We start from the raw sequence: 24,504 nt of genomic DNA on the forward strand, positions 1-24,504 counted from the left end.
CTCCGTGGGTGGCCGCGCGCGAGGCGCGCAGGCCGTTCAAGACGTCACCGGCGGCATCGCCGCACGATGGGGGGCAAGGTTCGCGCGGCGGGCGTCGCGCGCGCCGCGGCGCACCGCGCGCCAGTGCTCGCGGATCCGCTCGCGCTGCGCCGTATGCAGCGACAGCAGCACGTGCGCGAGGCCCGGGTAGACGCGCGTGCCGACCAGCGTCCACCACCACCACGCGATCTCGCGCCGGACCGGCGGCAGATGCTCGCGCAGGATCAGGTGCATGTTGTACGCGCCGTTGCTGATCGCATTCAGCGACGCGGCATCGCGCCGGTCGTCGTCGAAACGCTCGGCCGGGAAATGATCGACCGCGATCGCCGGGTCGTAGACGAGCTTCCAGCCGTCGCGCTGCACGCGCATGCTAAAACCCATGTCGTTGTGCACCTGCGCGCCGGCGCCGCGCAGCCGCGTGTCGAAGCGCAGCCGCTCGATCGCGGCGCGGCGGTAGCTCATGTTCGCGCCTTTCAGCATGTCGACTTCGCGCAGGCCGCCGACGCCGAGATGATGGTTGCCGACGATCTTGCCGGACAGCGTGAGCTGGCCGACGAGCTCGCGCGATTCGTCGAGCACGCGGCCCTTCTCGTGCACCCAGTCGCGCCCGCCGACCGCGCCCACGCGCGGATCGGCCTCGAACACCGACTCGACGCGCGCGAGCCAGTCGGGATGCGGCGCCGCGTCGTCGTCGGTGATCGCGACGATGTCGCCGTGCGCCGAGTCGAGCCCCTTGTTCAGCGCGGCGACCTGGCCCGGCACCTCGACCGGCACGATGCGCAGCGGCAGCGCGCCGCCGACCGCCGGATCGGCGAGCCGTTCGTGCGTGGCGTCATCCTCCGGGCGCGCGACGACGATCACCTCGTCGGGCAGCCGGTGCTGCCGCTGCAGCGCCAGCAGGCAGCGCGCGAGGTCGGCGGGACGCCGATAGGTCGGAACGAGCACGGAAATTTTCATCGTTGATTCTCCTGTCGGCCGGGCAGGCAACACGCGCTGCCCGCCCGGTTACGTGCGATGCGGATCAGGCGCTCAGGTATTCATGCACGGCCGCATAGCCGCGGCCGTAGCCGCGCGCCTTCGGCGGCACGCCGTTGAAGATCCCGCCTTCCAGGTCGACGCCCGCGGTGCGCAGGCGCTTGATCGCGTCGGCGATCTCGCCTTCGGTATGCATGCCCGAGCGCAGCACGAGGAACGTCGAGCCGGCCATGCGGCCGATGATGGTCGCGTCGGTCACCGCCAGCACCGGCGGCGAGTCGATCAGCACGACGTCGTAGCGCTTGCCGAGCCCTTCGAGGTATTGCGGCAGGCGCGACGACATCAGCAGCTCCGACGGGTTCGGCGGGCGCGTGCCGGCCGAGATGAACGACAGGCCCTGCACCGGCGTCTCGCGCACGGCGTCCTCGAGCGCCGACTGGTCGCTCAGCAGCTCGGACAGGCCCGGCTGCGACGTGAGGCCGAAGTAGCGGTCGAGCAGGCCGCGACGCATGTCGGCGTCGATCAGCAGCACGCGCTTGCCCGAATGGGCGAGCAGCACCGCGAGGTTGACCGTCAGGAAGCTCTTGCCGATGCCCGGCGTCGGGCCCGTCAGCACGATCACGCGGTTCTTCGCATCCATCATCGCGAACTGCATCGCGGTGCGCAGGCTGCGCAGGCTCTCGACGCTGAGATCCTTCGGACGCAGGCTCGCGAGGATCGGCCGGGTACGGCTGCCGCCCTTCTCGGCCTGCGCGTCGAGCTTCACCTGCTCGGCGCTTTGCGGCACCAGCCCGTACAGCGGCAGGTTGAACGCGCGCTCGATGCGGTCGGGGTCCTCGATGCCCTGGAACATGTTGCGGCGCAGGAACACGACGCCGGTGCCGAGGATCAGCCCGAGGAACACGGCGGCCGACAGGATCAGCACCTTCTTCGGCTTGACCGGATCGCCCGGGCGCAGCGCCGAATCGATCAGGTGGATGTTGCCGCCCGTGCCGGCCTTCTGCACCGACAGCTCCTGCACGCGGTTCAGCAGCAGCACGTAGATGTCCTCGGCCACCTTCGCGTCACGCTGCAGCTGGACGGCCTTCACTTCGGTGGCCGGCAGGCTGCGGAAGCGGTTGCTGAACTTGTCCTTCTCGCCCTGCAGCTCCGCGAGCTGCTGCTTCGCGGCGATCACCATCGGGTGCGAATCGGTGAAGCGCTGCGCGAGCGATGCGAGCTGCAGGCGCTGCGCGGCGATCTGCTGCTCGTACTGCACGCTGCCTTCGAGGTAGACCTTCGCCTCGTCGCTCGCGTTGATCGAGCCCGACGTGCGCTGGTACTGCGTCAGCGCGGCTTCCGCGCGTTCGAGGTCGGCCTTCAGGCGCGGCTCCTCGCCCTTCAGGAAGTCGAGCATCTTGGTCGCTTCGGCCTGCTTCGCGACCACGTGCTGGTTCAGGTACGACTGCGCGAGCGCGTTCGCGATCGCGGCGGTCTGGTCCGGGTCCTTGCCTTCGAGCGAGATCTGCACGACGCCCGTCTGCTTGCCCTGCTCGGTCACCTGGATGCCGGTCTGGAAGCCGCTGATCGCGTCGAGGTCGTTGTAGCGGACCACCGTGAACTGCGTGCCGGGGCGCGCGACGAGCTTCGACACGAGCAACGTCACGCCGCCGCCCTGCGCCGATTCGCCGACATGGCCCGACAGCAGCCGCATGCCGTTCTGGTCGACGATCGAATAGGTGCCGTTCGGGCCGGCCGTCAGCGTCAGCTTCTTGCCTTCGAGCGCGGGCACGACGGTGATCGAATCGACGTCGGCCACTTCACCGCCCCATGCGTACGACTTCAGGCCGAGCCACGGCTTCGCCGGCTCGCCCGGCGTCGAGATGCGCGCGGCGAGGCTGCCGATCACCGGCAGCGTCTTCGGCACGACCGAGAAGTTCAGCTTGAACTGCTCGACCACCGGCGCGACCACGCCGCGGCTCTTGATGATCTCGATTTCCGCGTCGGTCGGCGCCTGCTGCGGGCCGCTGTTGATCATCGCGCCCGTCTGCGTCTGCGTGAGCGCCTGCGACGTGTTGTCGTTGCCCTCGACCCGCACGTGCACGTCGGCCTGGTAGACCGGCTTCGCGATGTAGCAGTAGAGGCCGGCGAGCGCGACGACCGTGACCGCGATGCCGAGCAGCAGCCAGATGTCGTCCATGATCACCTGGAGCAACTGGCCGAGGACGACGTCCTCTTCCTCGGTTTTCGCGGACAGATCCGCGTAGGTGTGTTTCGCTTGCGTGTTCACCATTCGTTCCCGCTTGAGTGGTGCCGGGGCGGAGGCGCCGCCCCGGCGGGCTATCAGCGCGTGATTTGCCGCATGTAGAAGATCGTCTGGATCGTCGGCAGCACCTGCTGCAGCACACGGTTGAACTGCACCGAGCTGGCCGTGCTGACGTAGACGACGTCGAGCGGTTGAAGCGGGAAGCGGCTCGACAGCATCAGCGCATCCGGCTGCGTCATGTCGAGGCGGAACACTTCAGGCTTCGTCGGGTTGTCGCGCATCCCGCGCATCACGTAGATCTTGCGCGGGTTCGCGTCGGTGTCGAGGATGCCGCCGCCCGCGGTCAGCGCGTCGGCGATGGTCAGCTTGCCCTTGAGCATCGGCACCGTGACCGGCGTCTTGACCTCGCCCATGATGAACACGCGGCTGTCGCTACGGTCCGGCACGTTGACGATGTCGCCCGGCTGCAGCATCACGTTCTGCTTCACCTCGCCGCGATCGAGCACGCCGTTCGCGTCGAGCGTGTAGAGCTTGCCGTCGCGCGTCAGGCGCACGCGCTGCAGGTCGGCCTCGTTGGTCGAGCCGCCGGAGCGCGAGATCGCGTCGACGAGCGTCAGCGGCACGTCGCTCACCGCGAGCGGGCCCGGCTGCTTCACCTCGCCCGTCACCTGCACCTTCTGGCTGCGGAACGACAGCACGCGCACGTCGAGCTGCGGATTCTTCACGTAGCGCGACAGCGTGGTGGCCATCTGCTCGCGGATCTGCGCGACCGTCTTGCCGGCCACCTTGATGCGGCCGACGAACGGGAAGAAGATCGTGCCGTCCGAGGCCACCGTCTGGCCGTACGGATCGGCCTGGCCCGGCAGCGCGGTCGTATACGGCTGCTGCAACGCACCCGCGACCGACTGCGTCGTGTTGCCGCCGCTCGAGAACGACTGGCCCTGCGGCGTCGTCAGCTCGGGGTGGTCCCACACGGTGACGCCGAGGATGTCCTGCGGGCCGACGCGGTACACGTACTCCGACGGATCGGTATAACGTCCGGGCGGCAGCGGATGGTCCACCTGCGCTTTCTGCAGCTGGTCCATCACCACTTTGGCGTCGATGTAATGAACCGGATAGGTTTCGGCCGCTTGCTGCCGGCCTTCGTCCTTCAGGTTCGACGAGTCGAGGTAGTTGCCGGGCGCGGTTGCACAGGCTGACAGGAAAGTCGTCAGCGCGACGGCAAGCGCCACCGGGCGCATCGGGCGTTTCAGCATAGTTTCTGTAGCCATCCTTGAACCAGACGTTCGATCAGTGAGTAGCTCTCGCGGTAATCGGCCTCGGGGCCGCCGTGCGGGTCGGCAATCTCGGCCCCTTCCCACTTGCCGAGCAGGTGGACCTTGCCGCGCGCGAACGGATCGACCGATTCGACGGCCTTGATCTGTCCGCGCTCGCTGACGAGAATCAGGTCGGCGTCGCGCACGATCCGGCGCGACAGCCGCCGCGAGCGATGGGTCGTCGCATCGACGCCCCGCTCGGCGAGCAGCTGACGCATCACCGGATCGATGCCGTCGCCGTCGTTCGCATGCACGCCCGCCGAGTGAAACGTCGGGCGCGGGCCGCCGCGCGACGCGGCATGCGACTTGAACAGCAGTTCCGCTGCCGGGCTGCGGCAGACGTTCGCGTGGCAGACGATCAGGATGTTCCGGAACATGGCGTCTCGTAACGAGTGACGGGAAACGGGTTACGCGCTGGCGGGCGCGGTGCCCGGCACACGGGCGGCGACGGCCTGTCGCGAGCCCGGCCGGCCGATCGGGTGGTATTCGATGCCCTGCTCGCTCATCGTCTCCGGCTCGTACAGGTTGCGGCCGTCGAAGATCACCGGCGATTTCCACAAGCGGCCGAGCGCGACGAAGTCGGGGCTCTTGAAGATCTTCCATTCGGTGACGATCACGAGCGCGTCGGCATCGCGCGCGGCCTGCGCCTCGTCGTCGACGAAGCTCAGGCGCTCGAGCCAGCTCGGGTGATCGGCGAGATCGAGCGCGATCACGCGGCGCGCTTCCTCCTGCGCGACCGGGTCGTACGCGGCGATGCGCGCCCCGCGCGACAGCAGCTCGGCGATCAGCTCGCGGCTCGGCGCTTCACGCATGTCGTCGGTGTTCGGCTTGAACGCGAGGCCCCAGATGGCGAACGTGCGGCCGCTCAGGTCCTCGCCGAAGCGCGCGACGATCTTCTCGGCGAGCACGCGCTTTTGCGTGGCGTTGACCGACGACACCGCCTTCAGGATCTGCAGTGCCTGCCCGTGCTCGTCGGCGGTGCGGATCAGCGCCTCGACGTCCTTCGGGAAGCACGAGCCGCCGTAGCCGCAGCCGGCATACAGGAAGTGATAGCCGATGCGCGGATCGGAGCCGATCCCGCGGCGCACGGCCTCGATGTCCGCGCCGAAGCGGTCAGCCAGGTTCGCCAGCTCGTTCATGAACGAGATGCGGGTCGCGAGCATCGCGTTCGCCGCGTATTTCGTGAACTCGGCCGAGCGCACGTCCATGTACAGCGTGCGCTCGTGGTTGCGGTTGAACGGCGCGTAGAGCTTCTTCATCAGCTCGCGGGCGCGCTCGCCCGGCACGTCGTCGTCGCAGCCGATCACGATGCGGTCAGGCCGCGTGAAATCGTCCACCGCCGCGCCTTCCTTCAGGAATTCCGGATTCGACACGACCGAGAACATCTGGTCGCCGCCGCGCTTCGCGAGTTCTTCCGCCACCGCCGCGCGCACGCGCTCGGCCGTGCCGACCGGCACCGTCGACTTGTCGACGATCACCTTGAAGCCCGTCATGTAGCGGCCGATGTTGCGCGCCGCCGCGAGCACGTATTGCAGGTCGGCCGAGCCGTCCTCGTCGGGCGGCGTGCCGACCGCGATGAACTGCACGTCGCCGTGCGCGACCGCGGCCTCGATATCGGTCGAGAAGCGCAGGCGGCCCGCCGAGCGGTTGCGCGCGATCACTTCCTTGAGGCCCGGCTCGTGGATCGGCACGCCGCCGTTGTTCAGGATGTCGATCTTTGCCTGGTCGACGTCGAGACAGAACACGTCGTGCCCGATGTCGGCCAGACATGCGCCGGTGACCAGCCCTACGTAACCGCTGCCGATGATAGTCAGATTCATGATGTGTCGGACCTCTTGACCAATGATTCGAAATTCGTAAAACCGGAATGCCTGCGCGGCGCGATCTCGGTGCTCAGTACGCGTTGCTGCCGGTGAAGCCTTTCCAGAGCGTCAGCACGACGATCTTGATGTCGAGCCAGAACGACCAGTTCTGCATGTAGTACAGATCGAGCTTCACGCGTCCCATCATCTTCTCGATCTGGTCGGTCTCGCCGCGAAAGCCGTTGATCTGCGCCCACCCGGTGATGCCCGGCTTGATCCGGTAGCGGAACATGTAGCCCTTGACCAGATCCTTGTAGATGTCGTCGTGCGCGAGCGCATGCGGGCGCGGGCCGACGACCGACATCTCGCCCTTCAGCACGTTGATGAACTGCGGCAGCTCGTCGAGGCTCGTGCGGCGCAGGAACCGGCCGACCGGCGTCACGCGCGAATCGTTCTTCTTCGCCTGCGTGACCTGCCCCGCCACTTCCTGGTGCACCTTCATCGAGCGGAACTTGTAGATCTCGAACTCGTGCCCGTCGATGCCCTTGCGCTTCTGGCGGAAGAACACCGGCCCGCGCGACGTCAGCTTGATCAGGACCGCGATCACCAGCATCACCGGTGCGAGGCCCGTGAGCGCCACCAGCGCGAACGCCCGGTCGAACACGAACTTCGGCAGGATTCGCACGTCGGTGATCGGCGACGCCGCGAGGTTGATCGCCGGCACGCCGAGCACCTCGACCACTTCCTGGTTGAAGAACGACAGCGTGCGCACGTCCGGGATGAAGCGGATATTCACGAAGTCGTGGCGGAACACCGTCACGATCTGGTGAATCCGGCGCTCCTCCGTGATCGGCAGCGTGAGCCACAGCTCGCTGATCGCGCGGCTGCGCACCAGCCACACCAGCGACTCGAACTGCCGCTCGATGCGCACGTCGTCGAGCGCGACTTCGCCGGGCGCTTCGCTTTCGTCGTACACGCACACCGGGTTGAAACCGGCTTCCGGCCGCGCCCGCATCTGGGCGATCAGCCGCCGCGCCGCCGGCGTCCCGCCGACGATCGCGACCGCCTTCAGGTTGTAGCCGCCGCGGCGCAGTTGCCGCAGCACGACGTGCACGCAGGCTTTCGAGCCGGCGAGCAGCGCCATCGTCACGAGCGCCCAGTAACCCAGCCACAGCCGCGACAGGTCGCCCGACTGATGAAAGCTGAAGCTCAGCAGGATGCCCGCGAGCTCGACCACCAGCCACGCGAACGCGACCCGCCCCACCAGCCCGACGAGACGCTTGCCGCGCCACGACTGGTAGATGCCGAAGGCGGGAAAGCACACGACGACGAGCAGGCAATCGAACAGCATCATCGTGCGCTGCAGGTCGTTGAGCCAGATGCTGCCACCGTGCAGCGCGGCGGCGATCAGCGCCCCCGTCACGACCATCGCGATATCGATGACTCTCGCCAGCACGCTCAACATGTCTGCTTCCTCTTTGAACAGGCGTTTGCCGAACAGCTCCTTGTGCGACCCGTGCCGCACATTCGATTCAAACGTTGCATGACGCTATTGAAGCGGTAAGAAATTTTCGCCTCAAGCGTACAAGTATTTCGAAAAATAATCGGAAATTCTTGCCGCGATGTTTCTGAATTAATTCGGCACGTTTTCCCGAAATTCCCTGGAATCGGGAATTTTTCAGAAGCTTTACGATTTCCGCTCACCCTTTGCGGGTGGTCAAGACCAGCCGATTCACCGATTTATTTTTTACTTTTTTATTTGCATCGGATGCCGGCGCGGAAAATTCTTCCCGATGAATGCGTGGCGAATATCCGGCAATGGATCCGGTTTTATTGTCGATTTACTTCATGCTACAACGACAGGCACTGACTTCAACCGTGGAGAGTGTCCTCATGAATGCTCCGGCCGTGGCTGCCGAAACGCGCCATTCTTCTTCCACCGCGCCCGCCGCCGCCACGCGCGTCGCCGTGCAGCCGGTGATTCTCGCCGGCGGGTCCGGCACGCGCCTGTGGCCGATGTCGCGCGAACGTTTTCCGAAACAGCTGATCGGCCTGCTCGGCGAACATTCGTTGCTGCAGTCGACCGCGCTGCGCCTCGACGGCCTGGCGGCCGACCATCCGCTGAACGACGACGTGCTGATCGTGTGCGGCGAGGATCACCGCTTCACCACCGCCGAACAGCTGCGCCTGACCGGCAAATCCGCGTCGATCATGCTCGAGCCGGTCGGCCGCGACACCGCGCCCGCGCTGACGCTCGCCGCGTTTCGGCTGGTCGCCGACGGCAACGATGCGGTGATGACCGTGATGCCGGCCGACCATGCGGTCGCCGACCTGCCGCGCTTCCATGCGGCCGTCGCGGCCGGCGTGCACTGCGCGATGCAAGGCAAGATCGCGACGATGGGCATCGTGCCGAAGCACGCGGAAACCGGCTACGGCTACATCCGCGTCGGCGCGCCGCTCGGCGACGCCGCCACGGGCCCACTCGACGTGCGCCGCCTCGACCGTTTCGTCGAGAAACCGCATCTCGAACTCGCTCAGCAGTACGTCGCATCGGGCGAATACTGGTGGAACAGCGGCATCTTCATCGTTCGCGCGTCGGTCTGGCTGAAGGCGATCCGCCAGCTCGAACCGGCCATCTACGCGGCCTGCGAACAGGCCGTCGCCCAGGGCAAGGCCGACGGCGATTTCTTCCGCATCGATCGCGAAGCGTTCGCCGCGTCGCCGTCGAACTCGATCGACTACGCGGTGATGGAGCCGCTCGCGAGCCTGCCGCAACTGTGCGAGAGCGTCGTCGTGCCGCTCGACGCAGGCTGGTCGGACGTCGGCTCGTGGGACGCGATCTGGCAGATCTCGCCGAAGGACGACGCCGAGAACGTCGGCCGCGGCCACGTGCTGTTCGAAGGCGCGGAATCGACGTTCGCGCATTCGGAAAGCCGGCTCGTCGCCTGCGTCGGCACGCAGAACCTCGTCGTCGTCGAAACGCCGGACGCCGTGCTCGTCGCGGACAAGTCGCGCGTGCAGGACGTGAAGAAAATCGTCGGGCGCATCAAGGCGCAACGCGGCGCGGAAGCGACCGATCACCGCAAGGTGCATCGCCCGTGGGGCCACTACGACTCGGTCGACATGGGCGAGCGCTTCCAGGTGAAACGCATCGTCGTGAAGCCGGGCGCGCAACTGTCGCTGCAGATGCACCACCATCGCGCCGAACACTGGATCGTCGTCTGCGGCACCGCGCGCATCACGCGCGGCGATGAAACGTTCCTGCTGTCGGAAAACGAATCGACGTACATCCCGCTCGGCGTGTCGCACCGCCTGGAGAACCCGGGCAAGATGCCGCTCGAGCTGATCGAGGTGCAGTCGGGCGCATATCTCGGCGAGGACGACATCGTCCGCTTCGACGATACCTACGGCCGGCAGTAACGCACGTGCATAGCGAGGCGCCGCTTCGACAGCGGCGCCTCGGGCAAGGCAGGCATGGAAAGACGGGACTTCCGCGCGGGCGTCGTGGCACACGACGGCCCGCGCGTTTCACCCGGTCGGCGATCAGCCGACGCGGTACACGTACTCGCGACGCTCCGGCTGAACCGGATCGTTGCGGCTTTCGGACAGCGCGCCCGCATGGCGCTCGGCGATGAAGCGCTGGATGTCCGACTCGGCACGCGCGAGCGCGGACAAGCCGGCCAGCACCTCGCCTTGCGGCTCGCGCGCCGGTTCGTCGCTCGCGCCGTGGCGATCGATCCACTGGCGCGCCCAGTCGAGCGCGAACTGCTCGGCTTCCTCGGCATCGGTGAAGCGCGGCCCGATCAGGCCCGAGCGTTCGACGCGCCGGTCGTCCTGCGTAATCTCGGCCCACGCGCGATACATCAGGTTCTGCACCGGCTGCGCAATGCCGCAGATCGTATAGCCGCGATATTGGTCGACTTGCGGTTCGGCCGCGGCGAAGCTCGCCGACGACGCATGCGCATGGCGCAGCGCCGTCGACGGCGCACCGGGCACCGCGAACGACGGATCGACGACTTCGTCGACCGGCCGCGCGCTCATCGACGCACCCTCGCCCTCCCAAACGTTTGCCTGAGCGACCGGCAATTGCCACGACTCGGGGTTCTGCCAGAACACGCCGCGCAAGCGATCGTTGTCGGGCACGGGCTCGGCACGGCGCGCGGGCACGGCCGGCTCCGGCGGCGGCGGGATATACGCGAACGTGCGCCCGCTGAACTGGGTCAGCACGTCGATCATCTGCAGCAGCGTGCCGGACGCGAGCCACTCCTCGTAGCGGCGACGGCACGTCGGCCCTGACGGATAGCGGCCGGGCAGTTTCGACCAGGCTTCACCGGTCGTCAGGATCCAGAGCACCGCGTTGGCAACGACGCGCGGTTCGGCTCGTGGACGCCCACGGCGGTTCAGCCGGATGGGTTCATCGGCGATCAGCGTTGAAAGACGAAACCACTCTTCATCGGTAAGCTCATCGAAGAACATAGTAGATCTCTCCACGCAGCCAGGCCGGGGCTGCGATTGGCGGCGCCGTCGCGACACATCGCATCGCGGGGCGGCCAGGTTGCACATTATGGTTATCCGCTGTTGTGCATGCCGGTGCGACACCGCACTTTCACGGTGCCGAGATTCCCGGCAATGACGCACAAATCACGGTCTCACTCCAATGTGGGAATTTTTGTGCACGAAGCATACCATCCCTAGGGTTTATCTCAATATGACAATGACTTAATGTTACGCACTGAAACAACCTGCCATGGATGCGTAATGTATTTACGCTTGAATTTTTTTGCGGGATCTTTATGCCCGTCGCTGCAAAGGCCCGTCTGGCGGGGCTCCGCAGCGTATGAAGAATGCCTTTTCATGGGCATTTCCGGGCTGCTCCGACCCCGGCCGGCAACAATCCCGCACATTGCTTCCCGATATCGGTAAATCAGGGAAAAAAGCGTAACAAGATATTCACGAATCGGTAAATCATTCAAATTCGGCCGATTTAAATTATCTCCATGCACAATCTTTTTATTGTTTCTCTGCGAGTGATGAAAGCACGGTGACGTGCGATGCACATTTTTCGCCACGCGCAAACTCGTGACGTCTGTTACATCTTCGGGAGCGGCGCGCGGGCGATCGCGCCGCATCGGGGGCGGGAATCGTGTTTCGGGTCGGAACGGAAAAAGGAAAACCAGTGGCAGGCGGTGCCGGACGTTGCAGCGGACGCGTCAGCGCAGATCGGCAGCCAGCGACGCGGTCACGTCCGCGTCCACGCGCTGCGGCGGCATCGTATAGGCCGGGTGATCGCAACCGATCGACAGCGCCGCCCCGCCCCTGAGCGCCGCGCGCATCGGCGCGTCGAGCTCGAAGCGCACGAAGTGCACGGCCGACGTCTTCTCGGCGGTGTCGCGGTCGAGATCCTCGTCGGCGATCGCGTAGACGCGCGCATGCCCGTCGACCTGCAGGTACACGCGATCCTCGACACCGATCAGCCGCGCGAGCGCCGCGCGCCGTTCGATCTCGTGCTCGTACTCGATCTGCATCGTCGCCTTCAGGTTCGTGCCGTCGGGCACGAGCGGCAGATACGCGTCCAGCTCCCCTTCGATGCCGGCCTGGTCGAAGATCTTCTCGATGTGCAGCATCTCCTGGATCTGATAGCGGATCGTCGTCTCGTCCTCGAACAGGAAGCGCAGATGGTTGCCGAGCGCCACCGCGCGGCGGCGCTTGTACGCGACGAGCCGCGCGTGTTCGGCCTTGCGGATCTTCGCGTACGCTTCGAGCGTCAGCAGGGAGTCGCGGGTCAACGTCATGGGAGGTCCTCGTGGGTCGGCCGGCGGCGGCTCAGATGCCGTACGCGCGGCGCAGCAGCGTAAGCGGATGCGCGAGCGGCGCGGACGGCAGCCCCTGGTCGTCGATGCCCTGCACGATGTGATGACCGGCCAGCGCGCAGTCCGACGACACGACATCCGGCCGCGGCTCGGCCATCGCCTTGAACACGGGCCCGCCGATCCGCATCGCGTCCGCGTGAAACTCCTTCTTCACGCCGAACGTGCCCGCATGGCCGGAGCAGCGCTCGACGACGTTCACGCGCGTGTCGGGCACGAGCGACAGCGCGTCGGCCGTCTTGCGGCCGATGTTCTGCACGCGCGCATGGCACGGCACGTGATACGACACGGTGCCGAGGCCGGTCTTGAAATCGGTCTTCAGCAGTCCGTCGCGATGCCGCGCGATCACGTATTCGAACGGATCCCAGAATGCGTCGGCCACCGCGCGCACCGCTTCGTCGCCGGGGAACATCAGCGGCAGCTCGCTCTTGTACATCAGCACGCAGCTCGGGATCGCACCGATCAGCGCATAGCCTTCGCGCGCGTAGCGTTCGAGCACGGGCAGGTTCACGTCCTTCTTCGCGGCCACGCCGGCGAGATTGCCCTGCTCGAGCAGCGGCATCCCGCAGCAGGCTTCGCGCGTGACGAGCTCGTACGGGATGTCGTTGTGCGCGAGGATCGCGAGCAGGTCGTGGCCGATGCCGGGCTCGTTGAAATTCACGTAGCAGGTTGCATAGATCGCGACCTTGCCGGGCGTGCGTTCACCGTCGCGCACGGGCAAGCCGTCCGACGGCCTCGCCGTGCGCCGGAACTTGCGCGGCGCGAATTCCGGCAGCCACGCGTGGCGATCGACGCCGAGCGTCGCCTCAAGCGCATGGCGCGCGGGCGGCGTGCGGTTCACCGCGTTCACCGCCTGCGTGACGATCGGAATGCCGGCGAAGTGGCCCAGCGCGTCGGTGTTCGACAGCACCTTGTCGCGCAGCGTCGCTTCGCCGCGCTTGTAGCGCGCGGCCTTGCCGCGCAGCATCAGGTGCGGAAAGTCGACGTTCCACGCATGCGGCGGCACGTACGGGCATTTCGTCATGTAGCAGAGGTCGCACAGGTAGCACTGGTCGACGACCTTGCCGAACGCGGCCTTCGGCACCTCCTCGATATCGCCCATCGGCGTGTCGTCGACCAGATCGAACAGCGTCGGAAACGCGCCGCACAACGACACGCAGCGTCGGCATCCAGCGCAGATGTCGAACACGCGCGTCATTTCCGCATCGATCGCGGCCTGGTCGTAGAACGCATCGGACTGCCAGTCGAGCGGATGCCGGGTCGGGGCTTCGAGACTGCCTTCCTTGTGGGGCATGGGGCGCTCCATCCAGCGCGGCGCGCATGCGCGCCAGCGCCGCCCGCGCGATGCGGGCAGCGATGAACGAACAGCCGGCCGCTTGCCGGTCGCACGGCCTGCCGTGCGGCCCGCGGCGGCCCGTCAGTCGACGAGACTGTCCAGCGCCTTCGTGTAGCGGTTCGCGTGACTGCGTTCAGCCTTCGCGAGCGTCTCGAACCAGTTCGCGATTTCGTCGAAGCCTTCCTCGCGCGCCGCCTTCGCCATGCCCGGATACATGTCGGTGTATTCGTGCGTTTCGCCGGCGATCGCCGATTCGAGATTCTGCCGCGACGAACCGAACGGCAAGCCCGTTGCCGGATCGCCGACGGCCTCCAGGTATTCGAGATGGCCGTGCGCATGGCCGGTTTCGCCTTCGGCGGTCGAGCGGAACAGCGCGGCGACGTCGTTCTGGCCTTCGACGTCAGCCTTCGAAGCGAAATACAGATAGCGCCGGTTCGCCTGCGATTCGCCCGCGAATGCGGCTTTCAGGTTCTCTTCGGTTTTGCTGCCCTTGAGTTGAGCCATTTGCGCCTCCGTTCGAGTCGGCGCGGCCGCGTGCGGAGCCGGGCCGATCAGGTATGTGGGGAACGATGCGCTTGCCGGGGCGCGCGCGTCGTGCTCTTCAATCTAGGCGCTCCCGTTCGCATCCCCCAATAGGCTTTTTCAATCCGGGCGATAGTGCTTGGCGGAGCGGGGCGCCGGCGGGCGGGCTCGGGGCTCGGTGCCCGGCATTCGCGCGTGCCGCGTGCGTCACGCGTCCGTCGCGCGCCTGAGCAGTAATTCGCGTTCGCGCTCGTTGCGCGTCAGTTCCGCCGCGCGGCGGAATTCGGCCTTCGCCTCGTCGGCGCGGCCCAGCTTCGCCAGCAGGTCGCCGCGCACGCTCGGCAGCCAGTGATAGCGCGCGAGCGCGGGATCGTCGCGCAGCGCGTCGACGAGTTCGAGCGCCGCAGCGGGCCCGAACGCCATCCCGACGGCCACCGCACGATTCAGCTCGACGACGGGCGACGGTGCGACTTCGGCGAGCGCGTCATACAGCGCGACGATCTGCGCCCAGTCCGTATCCGATGCCCGCCGCGCACGCGCATGGCAGGCCGCCAGCGCGGCCTGCAGCGCATACGGCCCGCGTACGCCGCCGAGCTTCGTCGCGCGTTCGAGCGCCGCGAGGCCGCGCCGGATCAGCAGCGGATCCCAGCGGCTGCGATCCTGGTCAAGCAGCAGCACGGGCCGGCCCTGCGCGTCGGTACGCGCATGCATGCGCGACGCCTGCAACTCCATCAGCGCGACGAGCCCGAGCACCTCGCTCTCGTCCGGCGCCAGCCCGGCCAGCACGCGGCCGAGCCGCAACGCCTCGTCGCACAGCGCCGGGCGCGTCCAGTCGTCGCCCGAGGTCGCCGCATGGCCTTCGTTGAACACGAGATAGATCACCTCGAGCACCGACGCGAGCCGCGCGGGCCGCGCGTCGGCCGCCGGCACCTCGAACGGCACGTGCGCCGCCGCGAGCGTGCGCTTGGCGCGCACGATCCGCTGCGCGATCGTCGGCTCGGGCGTCAGGAACGCGCGCGCGATCTCGCCCGTCGTCAGCCCGCCGAGCAGCCGCAGCGTGAGTGCAACGCGCGCATCGGTCGACAGCACTGGATGGCACGACGTGAAGATCAGCCGCAGGAGGTCGTCGCCGATGTCATCGTCGCTCGCGTCGGCAAGCGCCTCCGCGATGTCGGGGACGACATGCGCCTCGAGCGCGTCCATCTCGTGACCGAGCTGGTCGCGCTTCGCCGCGTGGAGCGACTCCTGCCGGACACGATCGAGTGCGCGACGCTTCACGGCCGTCATCAGCCATGCGGCCGGGTTGTCGGGCACGCCGTCGACGGGCCAGTGCTCGAGCGCCGCGACGAGCGTGTCCTGCGCCAGTTCCTCGGCCACGCCGACGTCGCGCACCACGCGCGCGGCGCGCGCGATGATCTTGGGCGCCTCGATCCGCCAGACCGCTTCGATCGCACGGTGAGTCGCCTCACGCGTCACGACGCCTGCCCCTCGGCGGACGCGTCCAGCGGCATGGCCATCAGCTCCCATGCATGACCGTCCGGATCGTCGAACCCGTGGCCGTACATGTTCGGGTACTCGCGCGGCGCCTGCGGCGCAGACCCGCCGGCCGCCAGCGCCTTCGCGACGATCGCGTCGACCTCGGCGCGGCTGTCGCACGACAGGCACGACAGGACCTGCACCTGCGTCGCCGGATCGATGATGGTTTTGCCGGTGAACGTCTGGAAGAACGGCCGCACGAGCAGCATCGCGAAGATCGTGTCGCTGATCTTGATGCAGGCGGCCTGGTCGTTGGTATAGGCCGGTACGACCTCGTAGCCGAGCGCCTGGTAGAACGCTTTCGAGCGCGGCAGGTCGGCCACGGGCAGGTTGATGAAAACCATCTTGTGCATGTCGGGTACTCCCGGTGAGGTTGGATTCAGGCGGCAATCAATCAGGCGCTGGTGCGGCCGACGTGGAGTTCGCGGAACCGCTCGACCGCATCGCTCGGCGTGAGGTCGTCGAGCTCGAACAGCGGCCGCACCTCGATCTCGCAATCCATCTCGGCGCCGAACGGCGCGGGGAACCGGCGCGTCCATTCGAGCGCTTCGTCGCGCGAACGCACCTGGATCAGCGTATAGCCGGCAATCAGTTCCTTCGTTTCGGCGAACGGGCCGTCGACCACGGTGGCCTTGCCGCCCGTGTAGCGCACGCGCCAGCCACGCGCGCTCGGCCGCAGCCCGTTCGCGTCGAGCAGCACGCCGGCCCTGGCCAGTTCCTCGTGATAGACGGTCATGGCCTCGACCAGCCGGTTGTCCGGCAACGCATCGGATTCGCTGACGGCGTTCGCCCGGATCATGATCATGAATCGCATCGTTCACTCCTTGTCGTCGGTGGAAGGCAGCGCCCATTCATCGGCGCCTTATCCGGACGACGGCCGGAAGACGGCCGGATCGACATATTCCGCGACATATCAGGGTAAATACCGAGTCGCGACCTTCACAGGAAGCACGGACCGACCGCCCGCACCTCGACCGTGCACCATTGCGCGGCCGGGCACTGGCGCGCGATCTCGATCGCTTCTTCGCGGGTGTCGACGTCGACAATGAAGAAGCCGCCGACCATCTCCTTCGCCTCCGCGAACGGGCCGTCGACCAGGCGCGTCTCGCCGTCACGCACCTGCACGCGCGTCGCGTGCTCGGAGCGCTCCAGCGACTCGACGCCGCGCAGCACGCCGCGCGCCTTCAGCGTCTCGGCGAAATCGACCATCCGCGCGTACAGCGCCTGACCTTCGTCAAGCGTACGTTCGGCGCGCTGCTCGGTCGGCTCGACTATCAACAGCATGTAAGACATGGATGACTCCTGTGGGAACGGGGCGCGGCAGGGCTCGCCGCGCGATCGGGATGCGCCGGCCGATGCAAAAGCGTAACAGCCGCCGTGCGGCTTGCATCGTCGGCCGATCGGCAACTGGCCGGACGGCCATTTCGGCCGCTTCCTGACATTTTGCCGTCAAGATGCCTTCCCGAACCGTCGGATTGTCTTCCTGTGGACCGCCCCATGTCACGCCTGCTTGTGCCGCTAGCCGTTGCACCGTTCATCACCCTCGCCGCCCTCCCTGCCCGGCCGGCCTTGGCCGCGCCGCCGGTCAGCGCCCGCTGCGGCGGCGCAACCACGCCGATTGCCGACCTTCGCGGCGCCGGCGGCCCGTCGCCGCTGGCCGGGCAAACGACCTCGATCGAAGCGGTCGTCACCGCGGCGTTCGGCGGCGCCAATGGCCTCGGCGGCTTCTTCGTCCAGCAGGCCGACGCGCAGCGACGGCACCGGCCGGGCGTCTCCGAAGGCGTGTTCGTGTACGCGCCGAACGCGCGCGCGCAGGCCGGCGATCGCGTACATCTCACGGGCCGCGTCGACGAGCGTTACGGCCGGACGCAATTCACGCTGTCGGGCGGCGTGACCGTCTGCGCCCGCGGGCAAACGGTCACGCCTGCCACGCTCACGCTGCCCGTCGCCACCCCGGCGGTGCTGGCCGCGCTGGAAGGCATGCGGGTGCGCCTGCCGCAAACGCTGACGGTCAGCGATACCCACGAACTCGGCCGCTACGGCAGCGTCGTCCTCAGCCACGGCCGGCTGCGCATCCCGACCCACGTCGCTCCGCCAGCCGAGGCCGCCGCGATCGCGACCGCCAACGCACGCAACCGCATCGTGCTCGACGACGGCTCGACCCGCCGCGATCCCGCGACCGTGCGCTATCCGCCGCCCGCGCTGAGCGCCGCCAACACGCTGCGCGCGGGCTACACGGTACGCGGCGTCGAAGGCGTGCTCGAACTGCGCTACGGCGCATGGCGGCTGCAACCGGTTGCCGGCGCGGCGCCGGTGTTCGATGCCGCCACGAACCCGCGTACCGAGGCGCCGGCCCGGCACCCGGATGCCGACGTGCGCATCGTGTCGTTCAACGTATTCAACTATTTCAACGGCGACGGGCGTGGCGGCGGTTTCGATGCCCCGGCCAACCGCGGTGCGAAAACGCCCGCCGCGTTCGCGCGGCAGGAGGCGAAGATCGTCGCGGCGTTGCGCGCGCTGCGTGCCGACGTGATCGGGCTGATGGAAATCGCGAACAACGGCCACGGTGAAACGAGCGCCGTACGCCGTCTCGCCGCGCAACTGGGCGACGGCTGGCGCGCGGTCGAGCCCGGCACCGCGCGTCTCGGCCGCGATGCGATCGCAGTCGCGCTGCTGTACGACAGCCGCACGGTCGAGCCGGCCGGGCGCGCCGCGACCGTCGCACTCGGCGGCCGGCACCGCCCGCCGCTCGCGCAGACATTCCGGCGCATCGGCGGCGCGCGCGCCTTCACGGTCGCGGTCAATCACCTGAAATCGAAGAACTGCCCGAACGCGACCGGCGCCGATCGTGACCAGTCGGACGGCCAGGGCTGCTGGAATGCGGCGCGCACGCAAGCCGCCGCGCGCATCGCCGACTGGCTCGCCACGTCGCCGACCGGCACCAGGGCCGATGGCGTCCTGCTGATCGGCGACCTGAACAGCTACGCGAAGGAAGACCCGGTGCGCGCGCTCGAATCGCGCGGCTACGCGAACCTGGTGGCCCGCTTCGTCGGCGATGCTGCGTACAGCTACGTATTTCGCGGCGAAGCGGGCAGCCTCGACCACGCACTGGCCACGCCGGCGCTCGCCGCGCGCGTGAGGGCCGTGCACGTCTGGCACATCAATGCCGACGAGCCGGTCGCGCTGCAACCGTTGCCTGATTACAAAACGGCCGCGCAACGGTCGATTTATTACGCACCCGACACATACCGGTCATCGGATCACGATCCCGTCGTGATCGACGTCGCGCTTGGCGATGGCGGCACGTCAGCAGCCCCGGGCACGAACCATGCTCCTCGACCAACGGTCGATTAGTGCATTTGCATCAGCACAAGGCCTGCAACGGCACTATTTACCTGATGGCCCTGGTGACGCGATATTTACCGGACCTTCACTGCGTACCGCAGCCCGATACGCCGCTTCGCCCGGAATGCGAATTTTTTTCAATCGCCTCGCCGCCCCGTGCGGCGGGGCTTCGCGGCAATCCTGCCGACGAATTGAAAATTTGTCTCGAAACAAAATCGGGCCAAGTGAATCACACAGGTTGCTGGGATTCGTCTTATCTTCAAATTTGCCTTGAATCGAAGGAGGATAAACACCATGGCGCTCACCGACTCGATCGAACACAAGCTGGACCGCGGCCTGTCCGACATCCGTCGCACGGGCCGGCGCGTGGGACGCACGACGCGCTCGGCCGCCCGCGACCTGCATGACGACGTCACCGACGATCTGCGCGGGCTGGTCGACGAACTGGAAGATCTGCTGAAAAACGACGGCGACGGCGATATCGCCGCGCTGCGCAAGCGCGTGCAATCCAAGCTGGATGAAGCGCGCGGCGCACTCGACCATGCGTCGGGCAGCGCGGCCGCCCGGCTGCGCGATTCGGCCGAACGCGTGTCGCAGGTCGTGCAAGACAACCCGTGGCAAACCGCCGGCGTCGTCGCCGGCCTCGCGTTCGTTGCGGGCCTGCTCCTTGCCCGCCGTTGAGCGGAGCCGGCCGCCACGCGCCCGCCCCGTCCGTCCTCAATCAGACAAACGAAGGAGAAACGCCATGCAGAAGACCTTTGCCATGAAAGCCGCCGCCGCCGTCCTGCTCGGCAGCCTCGCGCTCGCCGGTTGCACGACCACTCCGGACAAACCGGAAGGTGCCGCAGCCAGTGCGTCGAAGCGCCAGTCGATCGACGCCAGCGTCAACGCGACGCTGTCGCGCCTCTATTCGACGGTGCCGGGTTCGCGTGAACTCGTCGCGAAATCGCGCGGCGTGCTCGTGTTCCCGAACGTGCTGCAGGCCGGCTTCATCGTCGGCGGCCAGTCCGGCAACGGCGCGCTGCGCGTCGGCGGCAGCACGGTCGGCTACTACAACACGTCGTCGCTGTCGGTCGGCCTGCAGGCCGGCGCGCAGTCGAAGGCGATCGTGTTCCTGTTCATGACGCAGGATGCGCTCGACTCGTTCCGCAAGTCCGAAGGCTGGGCCGCGGGCGCCGACGCGTCGGTCGCGGTCGTGAAGGTCGGCGCGAATGGCGCGGTCGACTCCAACACCGCCACCGCCCCGGTCGAGGTGCTGGTCCTGACCAACGCGGGCCTGATGGGCGACCTGTCGGTGAACGGCACCAAGGTCACGAAGCTCAACATCTGACGATGCGGCACGCGGCGTCGCGCCGCGTTTGCTTCCCGGCAGCGCCGCGGCCCCGGCCGCGGCGTTTTCGCATGGGCCGCGCGCAGCGGCTATGATGGCGGCGCCTTTGCGGGCATACTCCGCTTCGGGCCGCCCTGCGTCGCATTTCGCCGCGAACCCGTGACGATCGAGAACCGATCGCGCGCGGGGCAACGAGATTCAATCAAACCACGCATCAATCTGCGCGAACGTCATCCATGGAAAGCGGACACGACCACCAAAAATTCTTCTATTTCCTGCTGGCCGCGGTCACCGTCGGACTCTGCTGGATCCTCGCGCCGTTTTCCGGAGCCGTGTTCTGGGGCACCATTCTCGCGATCCTGTTCCAGCCCGTGCAGCGCTGGCTCGCCGCACGCTTCGGCAAGCGGCGCAACCTGGCCGCGCTCGTGACGCTGTCGCTGATCGTCCTGATCGTGATCCTCCCGCTCGTGTTCGTCGCCGCGACGCTCGTGCAGGAAATCGCGTACGTGTACCAGGAGCTGAAGGACGCCCAGCCGAACTATTCGCAGTATTTCCACGACATCATTCACGCGCTGCCGACGTCGATCCAGAACCTGCTGCAGAAATACGGGCTGACCAACATCCCGGGCATCCAGAAGAAGCTGACCGACGGCGCCGCGCAAATCAGCCAGTTCGCGGCCACCCAGGCGCTCAGCATCGGCCAGAACACGTTCCAGTTCGTCGTGAGCTTCGGCGTGATGCTGTACATGGTGTTCTTCCTGCTGCGCGACGGCGGCGAGATCGGCCGCCGCGTGCGCCGCGCGCTGCCGCTCGACGAGGAGCACAAGAACCTGCTGCTCGCGAAGTTCACGACCGTCGTGCGCGCAACGGTCAAGGGCAACATCGCGGTCGCGCTCGTGCAGGGCGCGCTCGGCGGCCTGATCTTCTGGATCCTCGGGATCGAGGGCGTCGTGCTGTGGGGCGCGCTGATGGCGTTCCTGTCGCTGCTGCCCGCGATCGGTGCGAGCCTCGTCTGGGTGCCGGCCGCGCTCTACTTCCTGATGATCGGCGCGGTCTGGAAGTGCGTGATCCTCGTCGCATTCTGCGTGGGCGTGATCGGCCTCGTCGACAACCTGCTGCGCCCGATCCTCGTCGGCAAGGACACGAAGATGCCCGACTGGGTCGTGCTGATCTCGACGCTCGGCGGGATGGCGCTGTTCGGCATCAACGGCTTCGTGATCGGGCCGCTCGTCGCCGCGCTGTTCATGGCGAGCTGGGACATCTACGCACGATCCGAACAGGGCGAATGACGCATCGCGTGGCCGCGTGCCACGCACCTGCCGGCACGCGCCGTCATGGATGGCGAATGCGGATCACGACGGGCGCCTCGGCGCCCGTTGCTTCATCCGCCGCCAGCGACATCACGCCGCCATACGGACCGACGCGATACGTGCGGCCCGATACCAGCGGCACGCTTCGATCGCCGTGCGCATCGCGCCACGTTGCCCGCACGCGCGAAGCGACATCGGGCGAGAACGGCGCACCGTCGGGCCCGACCAGCGCCACCTGGGCGCCCGGCAACCGCCGGCCATGGGCATCGAATCGCAGTGTTGCCGCCGCCCCGCCGCTCGCCACCTCCCGTCCTTCGACCACCACGCCCGCCGGTGCGTCGAGCGTCACGTCGTAGAGATCGACGAGCGCGCCCGTGAACCGTACGATGCCATCCGACGCGGCATGCCCGGCCGCCACCGCATTCGACATCGCGAACGCCACGCCAAGCCCGATTGCGATCTGCCGCACGGCACCGGCGCACCGCACCGTTCGATTGCGCATCGCCACCGATGCCGCCCGCTTCGCGTCGTTTCGCATGTTCCCTCTCCTCTGCCGTGACCAGAAAAAAAAGGCGGCGTGACGCGTCGGTCACGCCGCCTGTCTGCTGGCAATCACTTTAGGGAGAGACGTCCGGACAAGATATGGGACTAGTCCGAAACTAAAGCCCGGCCGTTCGAACGCAGCGCGTTCGGCACCCGCTCGCGGCAGCGTACGAACGGCATCGCACGCTGCATCGCGGGCCGGTCAGGCGCCGGGATCGACGCGCAGCACGAGCTTGCCGCGATGGTCGCCGTCGAACAGGCGATTCAGCACGTCGGGCGCGTTCTCGAGACCGTCCGCAACCGTCTCCTCGGCCTTGAGCCGGCCGTCGCGCAGCCAGCCCGCGAGCGTCTGCACGGCTTCCCGGCTCTTGCGATAGTCGAGGATCAGGAAGCCGCGCATCGTCAGCCGCTTCGAGATCAGCACGCCGACGTCGTCCGCCGCGCGCCCGCTGTTGTAGTTCGAGATCACGCCGCACAGCGCGACGCGCCCGCCGATCACCATCCGCGACAGCACCGCGCGCATCACCTCGCCGCCGACGTTTTCGAAGTTCACGTGCACGCCGTCCGGCGTCGCCGCCTTCAGCTGCTGACGGAAATCGTCGGCCTTGTAGTCGACGGCCGCGTCGAAGCCGAGCGTCTCGGTCAGGTAGCGGCACTTGTCCGCGCCGCCCGCAATGCCGACCACGCGTGCGCCGTGGATCTTGCCGATCTGCCCGGCGATCGAGCCGACCGAGCCGGCCGCCGCCGACACCACGAGCGTCTCGCCCGGCTGCACCGGCGCGATATCGGTCAGCCCGTAATACGCGGTCAGCCCGCTCATCCCGCACGCGCCGAGCAGCGTCGGCAGCGGCAGGCCCGACGCCGCTGGCAGCTTCACGAGCTGCGCGGCCTGGTCGGCCGGCACGGCCGCGTAGTCCTGCCAGCCGACGAGCCCCTGCACGAGATCGCCTTCCGCGAACCCCGCGTTGCGCGACGCCACCACGCGCCCGATGCCGAGCGCGCGCATCACCTCGCCGATCGCGACGGGCGGCAGGTACTGCGGCACGTCGCTCATCCACACGCGGTTGGTCGGGTCCATCGACAGGTACAGCACGCGCACGAGTACCTCGCCGTCGGCAAGCGCCGGCACCGGCGTCTCGACGAGCGAAAAGTGTTCGCGGCCGACCCGCCCTTCCGGGCGCGTCTTCAGCAGCAATTGGCGGTTCACGGGTGTGGACACGATGTTCTCCTCCGGTCGTAGTGGTTCGGGATGCGCGTCAGACCGCGCACATGCCGCCGTCGATCACGAGTTCGGCGGCCGTCACGAAGCGGCTCTCGTCGGATGCGAGATACACGGCCGCGTGCGCGACGTCGTCCGGCTCGCCGAGCCGGCGCAGCGGAATGCCGCGTGCGAGCTTGCGCATCGCGTCGCGTTCGCCGAGCGACTGGAACAGCGGCTCGACGATCCCCGTGCGGATGAACGCCGGGTGAATCGAGTTGCAACGCACGTCGATCTCGCGGCGCGCGCAGTCGATCGCGACCGACTTCGTCAGCGACGCGACCGCCGCCTTCGACGCGTTGTACGCGGTGAAATCCGGCTCGACCTTGAACGCGGCGACCGACGAGATGTTGATGATCGACGCGGGATGGCTTTCGGCCAGATACGACAGTGCATGCTTGCAGCCGAGCACGATGCTCTCGACGTTGATCGCCATCACGCGCCGCCATTCGTCCAGCTCGATCTGCGCAGGCGAGCCGATCGAGCCGACGCCCGCGTTGTTGACGAGCACCGACAGCCCGCCCATCACATCGACCGCCTGCGCAAGCAGCGCCTGCCAGCGTGCTTCGTCGCGCACGTCCTGCGTCGCGGCGAACGCGACCGGCGTCGCGTGCCCCGCGTTGAGTTCCTGCGCGAACGCGTCGAGCACCGCCGCGTCGGCGATGTCGGTCACGAACACGCGCGCGCCCTGCTCGACCATCCGGCGCGCGATCGCGCGGCCGAGGCCGCCCGCGGCGCCCGTGATGTATGCGCACTTGCCGGCAAGGCGCGAAGAAACGACTGTCATGTGACCTGCTCCTATCGTGAATCGTCGTCGCGGAACGCTGCCGCGACGGGTGGGCCGTGCCTGTTCCGGCCGGCGCGGGCCGGTCGACCGTGCCTCGACATCACGAGGCGCCGCACGGTTTCCGCGAGTATATCGAGACGAACCTGACGCGTGCCGGACGCGCCGGACAGCCTGCCCCGGTTGAACGACAGCCAGCGTACGCGAATGCCGCCAATCGATGAAATGAATAATCGTTATGCCCGGTCATAGGTATTGTTCATGACCTCGGCGTGTCGGCGCGCATGTACGGGCCA

General features: G+C 67.5%; 22 protein-coding genes. 5 read left to right on the top strand and 17 right to left on the bottom strand.

What is annotated here, in order from left to right:
* Positions 1-36 precede the first annotated feature (36 nt).
* From CFB45_RS26180 to CFB45_RS26205, 6 genes are all read right to left on the bottom strand, one after another.
* Positions 37-996, bottom strand: coding sequence for a glycosyltransferase family 2 protein (locus CFB45_RS26180; protein ID WP_089428040.1), 960 nt, complete (start codon positions 994-996; stop codon positions 37-39).
* Between the two features lie 64 nt (positions 997-1,060).
* Positions 1,061-3,286, bottom strand: coding sequence for a polysaccharide biosynthesis tyrosine autokinase (locus tag CFB45_RS26185; protein WP_089428041.1), 2,226 nt, complete (start codon positions 3,284-3,286; stop codon positions 1,061-1,063).
* A 50-nt stretch (positions 3,287-3,336) separates the two neighbouring features.
* Positions 3,337-4,515, bottom strand: a complete 1,179-nt coding sequence (locus tag CFB45_RS26190) for a polysaccharide biosynthesis/export family protein (RefSeq protein ID WP_069251045.1) — start codon at positions 4,513-4,515, stop codon at positions 3,337-3,339.
* The gene (locus CFB45_RS26195; RefSeq protein WP_089428042.1) at positions 4,509-4,952 is read right to left on the bottom strand and encodes a low molecular weight protein-tyrosine-phosphatase; all 444 of its coding nucleotides are present in this window, start codon (positions 4,950-4,952) and stop codon (positions 4,509-4,511) included. Before CFB45_RS26195 ends, CFB45_RS26190 begins: the two co-directional genes overlap by 7 nt.
* Before the next feature lie 30 nt (positions 4,953-4,982).
* Positions 4,983-6,395: a UDP-glucose dehydrogenase family protein gene (locus CFB45_RS26200; protein WP_089428043.1), complete on the bottom strand. Its 1,413-nt coding sequence runs from the start codon at positions 6,393-6,395 to the stop codon at positions 4,983-4,985.
* Between the two features lie 73 nt (positions 6,396-6,468).
* Positions 6,469-7,842 (bottom strand): undecaprenyl-phosphate glucose phosphotransferase, encoded by a 1,374-nt coding sequence (locus CFB45_RS26205; protein ID WP_089429152.1) that lies wholly within the window; start codon positions 7,840-7,842, stop codon positions 6,469-6,471.
* Positions 7,843-8,270: 428 nt separating this feature from the next.
* On the opposite strand from CFB45_RS26205, the gene CFB45_RS26210 reads away from it, so the two are divergent.
* The gene (locus CFB45_RS26210) at positions 8,271-9,797 is read left to right on the top strand and encodes a mannose-1-phosphate guanylyltransferase/mannose-6-phosphate isomerase (protein WP_089428044.1); all 1,527 of its coding nucleotides are present in this window, start codon (positions 8,271-8,273) and stop codon (positions 9,795-9,797) included.
* A gap of 123 nt (positions 9,798-9,920) precedes the next feature.
* Here CFB45_RS26210 and CFB45_RS26215 read toward each other — a convergent pair whose 3' ends face one another.
* From CFB45_RS26215 to CFB45_RS26250, 8 genes are all read right to left on the bottom strand, one after another.
* Positions 9,921-10,853: a transposase gene (locus CFB45_RS26215; protein WP_089428045.1), complete on the bottom strand. Its 933-nt coding sequence runs from the start codon at positions 10,851-10,853 to the stop codon at positions 9,921-9,923.
* A 734-nt stretch (positions 10,854-11,587) separates the two neighbouring features.
* Positions 11,588-12,169 (bottom strand): DUF3501 family protein, encoded by a 582-nt coding sequence (locus tag CFB45_RS26220; RefSeq protein WP_089428046.1) that lies wholly within the window; start codon positions 12,167-12,169, stop codon positions 11,588-11,590.
* Between the two features lie 31 nt (positions 12,170-12,200).
* Positions 12,201-13,538 carry a heterodisulfide reductase-related iron-sulfur binding cluster gene (locus CFB45_RS26225; protein WP_089429153.1) on the bottom strand — a complete coding sequence of 446 codons (1,338 nt, stop codon included), beginning with the start codon at positions 13,536-13,538 and terminating at the stop codon, positions 12,201-12,203.
* A gap of 123 nt (positions 13,539-13,661) precedes the next feature.
* On the bottom strand, positions 13,662-14,084 hold the full coding sequence (locus CFB45_RS26230; protein ID WP_089428047.1) for a rubrerythrin family protein: 423 nt from the start codon (positions 14,082-14,084) through the stop codon (positions 13,662-13,664).
* A 225-nt stretch (positions 14,085-14,309) separates the two neighbouring features.
* Positions 14,310-15,578, bottom strand: coding sequence for an RNA polymerase sigma factor (locus CFB45_RS26235; RefSeq protein WP_089428048.1), 1,269 nt, complete (start codon positions 15,576-15,578; stop codon positions 14,310-14,312).
* Positions 15,575-15,991 (bottom strand): VOC family protein, encoded by a 417-nt coding sequence (locus CFB45_RS26240; protein ID WP_089428049.1) that lies wholly within the window; start codon positions 15,989-15,991, stop codon positions 15,575-15,577. The genes CFB45_RS26235 and CFB45_RS26240 overlap by 4 nt, the downstream gene beginning before the upstream one ends.
* 41 nt (positions 15,992-16,032) lie before the next feature.
* Complete coding sequence (locus CFB45_RS26245; protein ID WP_089428050.1) at positions 16,033-16,452, bottom strand: YciI family protein; 420 nt, start codon at positions 16,450-16,452, stop codon at positions 16,033-16,035.
* 125 nt (positions 16,453-16,577) lie between these two features.
* Complete coding sequence (locus CFB45_RS26250; RefSeq protein WP_089428051.1) at positions 16,578-16,931, bottom strand: YciI family protein; 354 nt, start codon at positions 16,929-16,931, stop codon at positions 16,578-16,580.
* Between the two features lie 204 nt (positions 16,932-17,135).
* Between CFB45_RS26250 and CFB45_RS26255 the strand changes: the two genes are divergently transcribed.
* From CFB45_RS26255 to CFB45_RS26270, 4 genes are all read left to right on the top strand, one after another.
* Positions 17,136-18,992 (top strand): ExeM/NucH family extracellular endonuclease, encoded by a 1,857-nt coding sequence (locus CFB45_RS26255; RefSeq protein ID WP_089428052.1) that lies wholly within the window; start codon positions 17,136-17,138, stop codon positions 18,990-18,992.
* A 285-nt stretch (positions 18,993-19,277) separates the two neighbouring features.
* A complete protein-coding gene (locus tag CFB45_RS26260) occupies positions 19,278-19,664 on the top strand; it encodes a DUF883 family protein (RefSeq protein WP_089428053.1) in 387 nt (128 codons plus the stop codon).
* 64 nt (positions 19,665-19,728) lie between these two features.
* A complete protein-coding gene (locus tag CFB45_RS26265) occupies positions 19,729-20,313 on the top strand; it encodes a BPSL1445 family SYLF domain-containing lipoprotein (protein ID WP_089428054.1) in 585 nt (194 codons plus the stop codon).
* A 236-nt stretch (positions 20,314-20,549) separates the two neighbouring features.
* A complete protein-coding gene (locus tag CFB45_RS26270; protein ID WP_089428055.1) occupies positions 20,550-21,602 on the top strand; it encodes an AI-2E family transporter in 1,053 nt (350 codons plus the stop codon).
* Between the two features lie 43 nt (positions 21,603-21,645).
* On the opposite strand, the gene CFB45_RS26275 is transcribed toward CFB45_RS26270, so the two are convergent.
* The 3 genes from CFB45_RS26275 to CFB45_RS26285 all read right to left on the bottom strand — a co-directional run bounded on the left by CFB45_RS26275 (position 21,646) and on the right by CFB45_RS26285 (position 24,211).
* A complete protein-coding gene (locus CFB45_RS26275) occupies positions 21,646-22,161 on the bottom strand; it encodes a thioesterase (RefSeq protein ID WP_089428056.1) in 516 nt (171 codons plus the stop codon).
* A 207-nt stretch (positions 22,162-22,368) separates the two neighbouring features.
* Positions 22,369-23,385 (bottom strand): NADP-dependent oxidoreductase, encoded by a 1,017-nt coding sequence (locus tag CFB45_RS26280; RefSeq protein ID WP_089428057.1) that lies wholly within the window; start codon positions 23,383-23,385, stop codon positions 22,369-22,371.
* A 37-nt stretch (positions 23,386-23,422) separates the two neighbouring features.
* On the bottom strand, positions 23,423-24,211 hold the full coding sequence (locus CFB45_RS26285) for an SDR family oxidoreductase (RefSeq protein WP_089428058.1): 789 nt from the start codon (positions 24,209-24,211) through the stop codon (positions 23,423-23,425).
* Positions 24,212-24,504: the final 293 nt, after the last annotated feature.

The sequence above is a fragment of the Burkholderia sp. HI2500 genome, assembly GCF_002223055.1.
Taxonomy (GTDB): Bacteria; Pseudomonadota; Gammaproteobacteria; order Burkholderiales; family Burkholderiaceae; genus Burkholderia.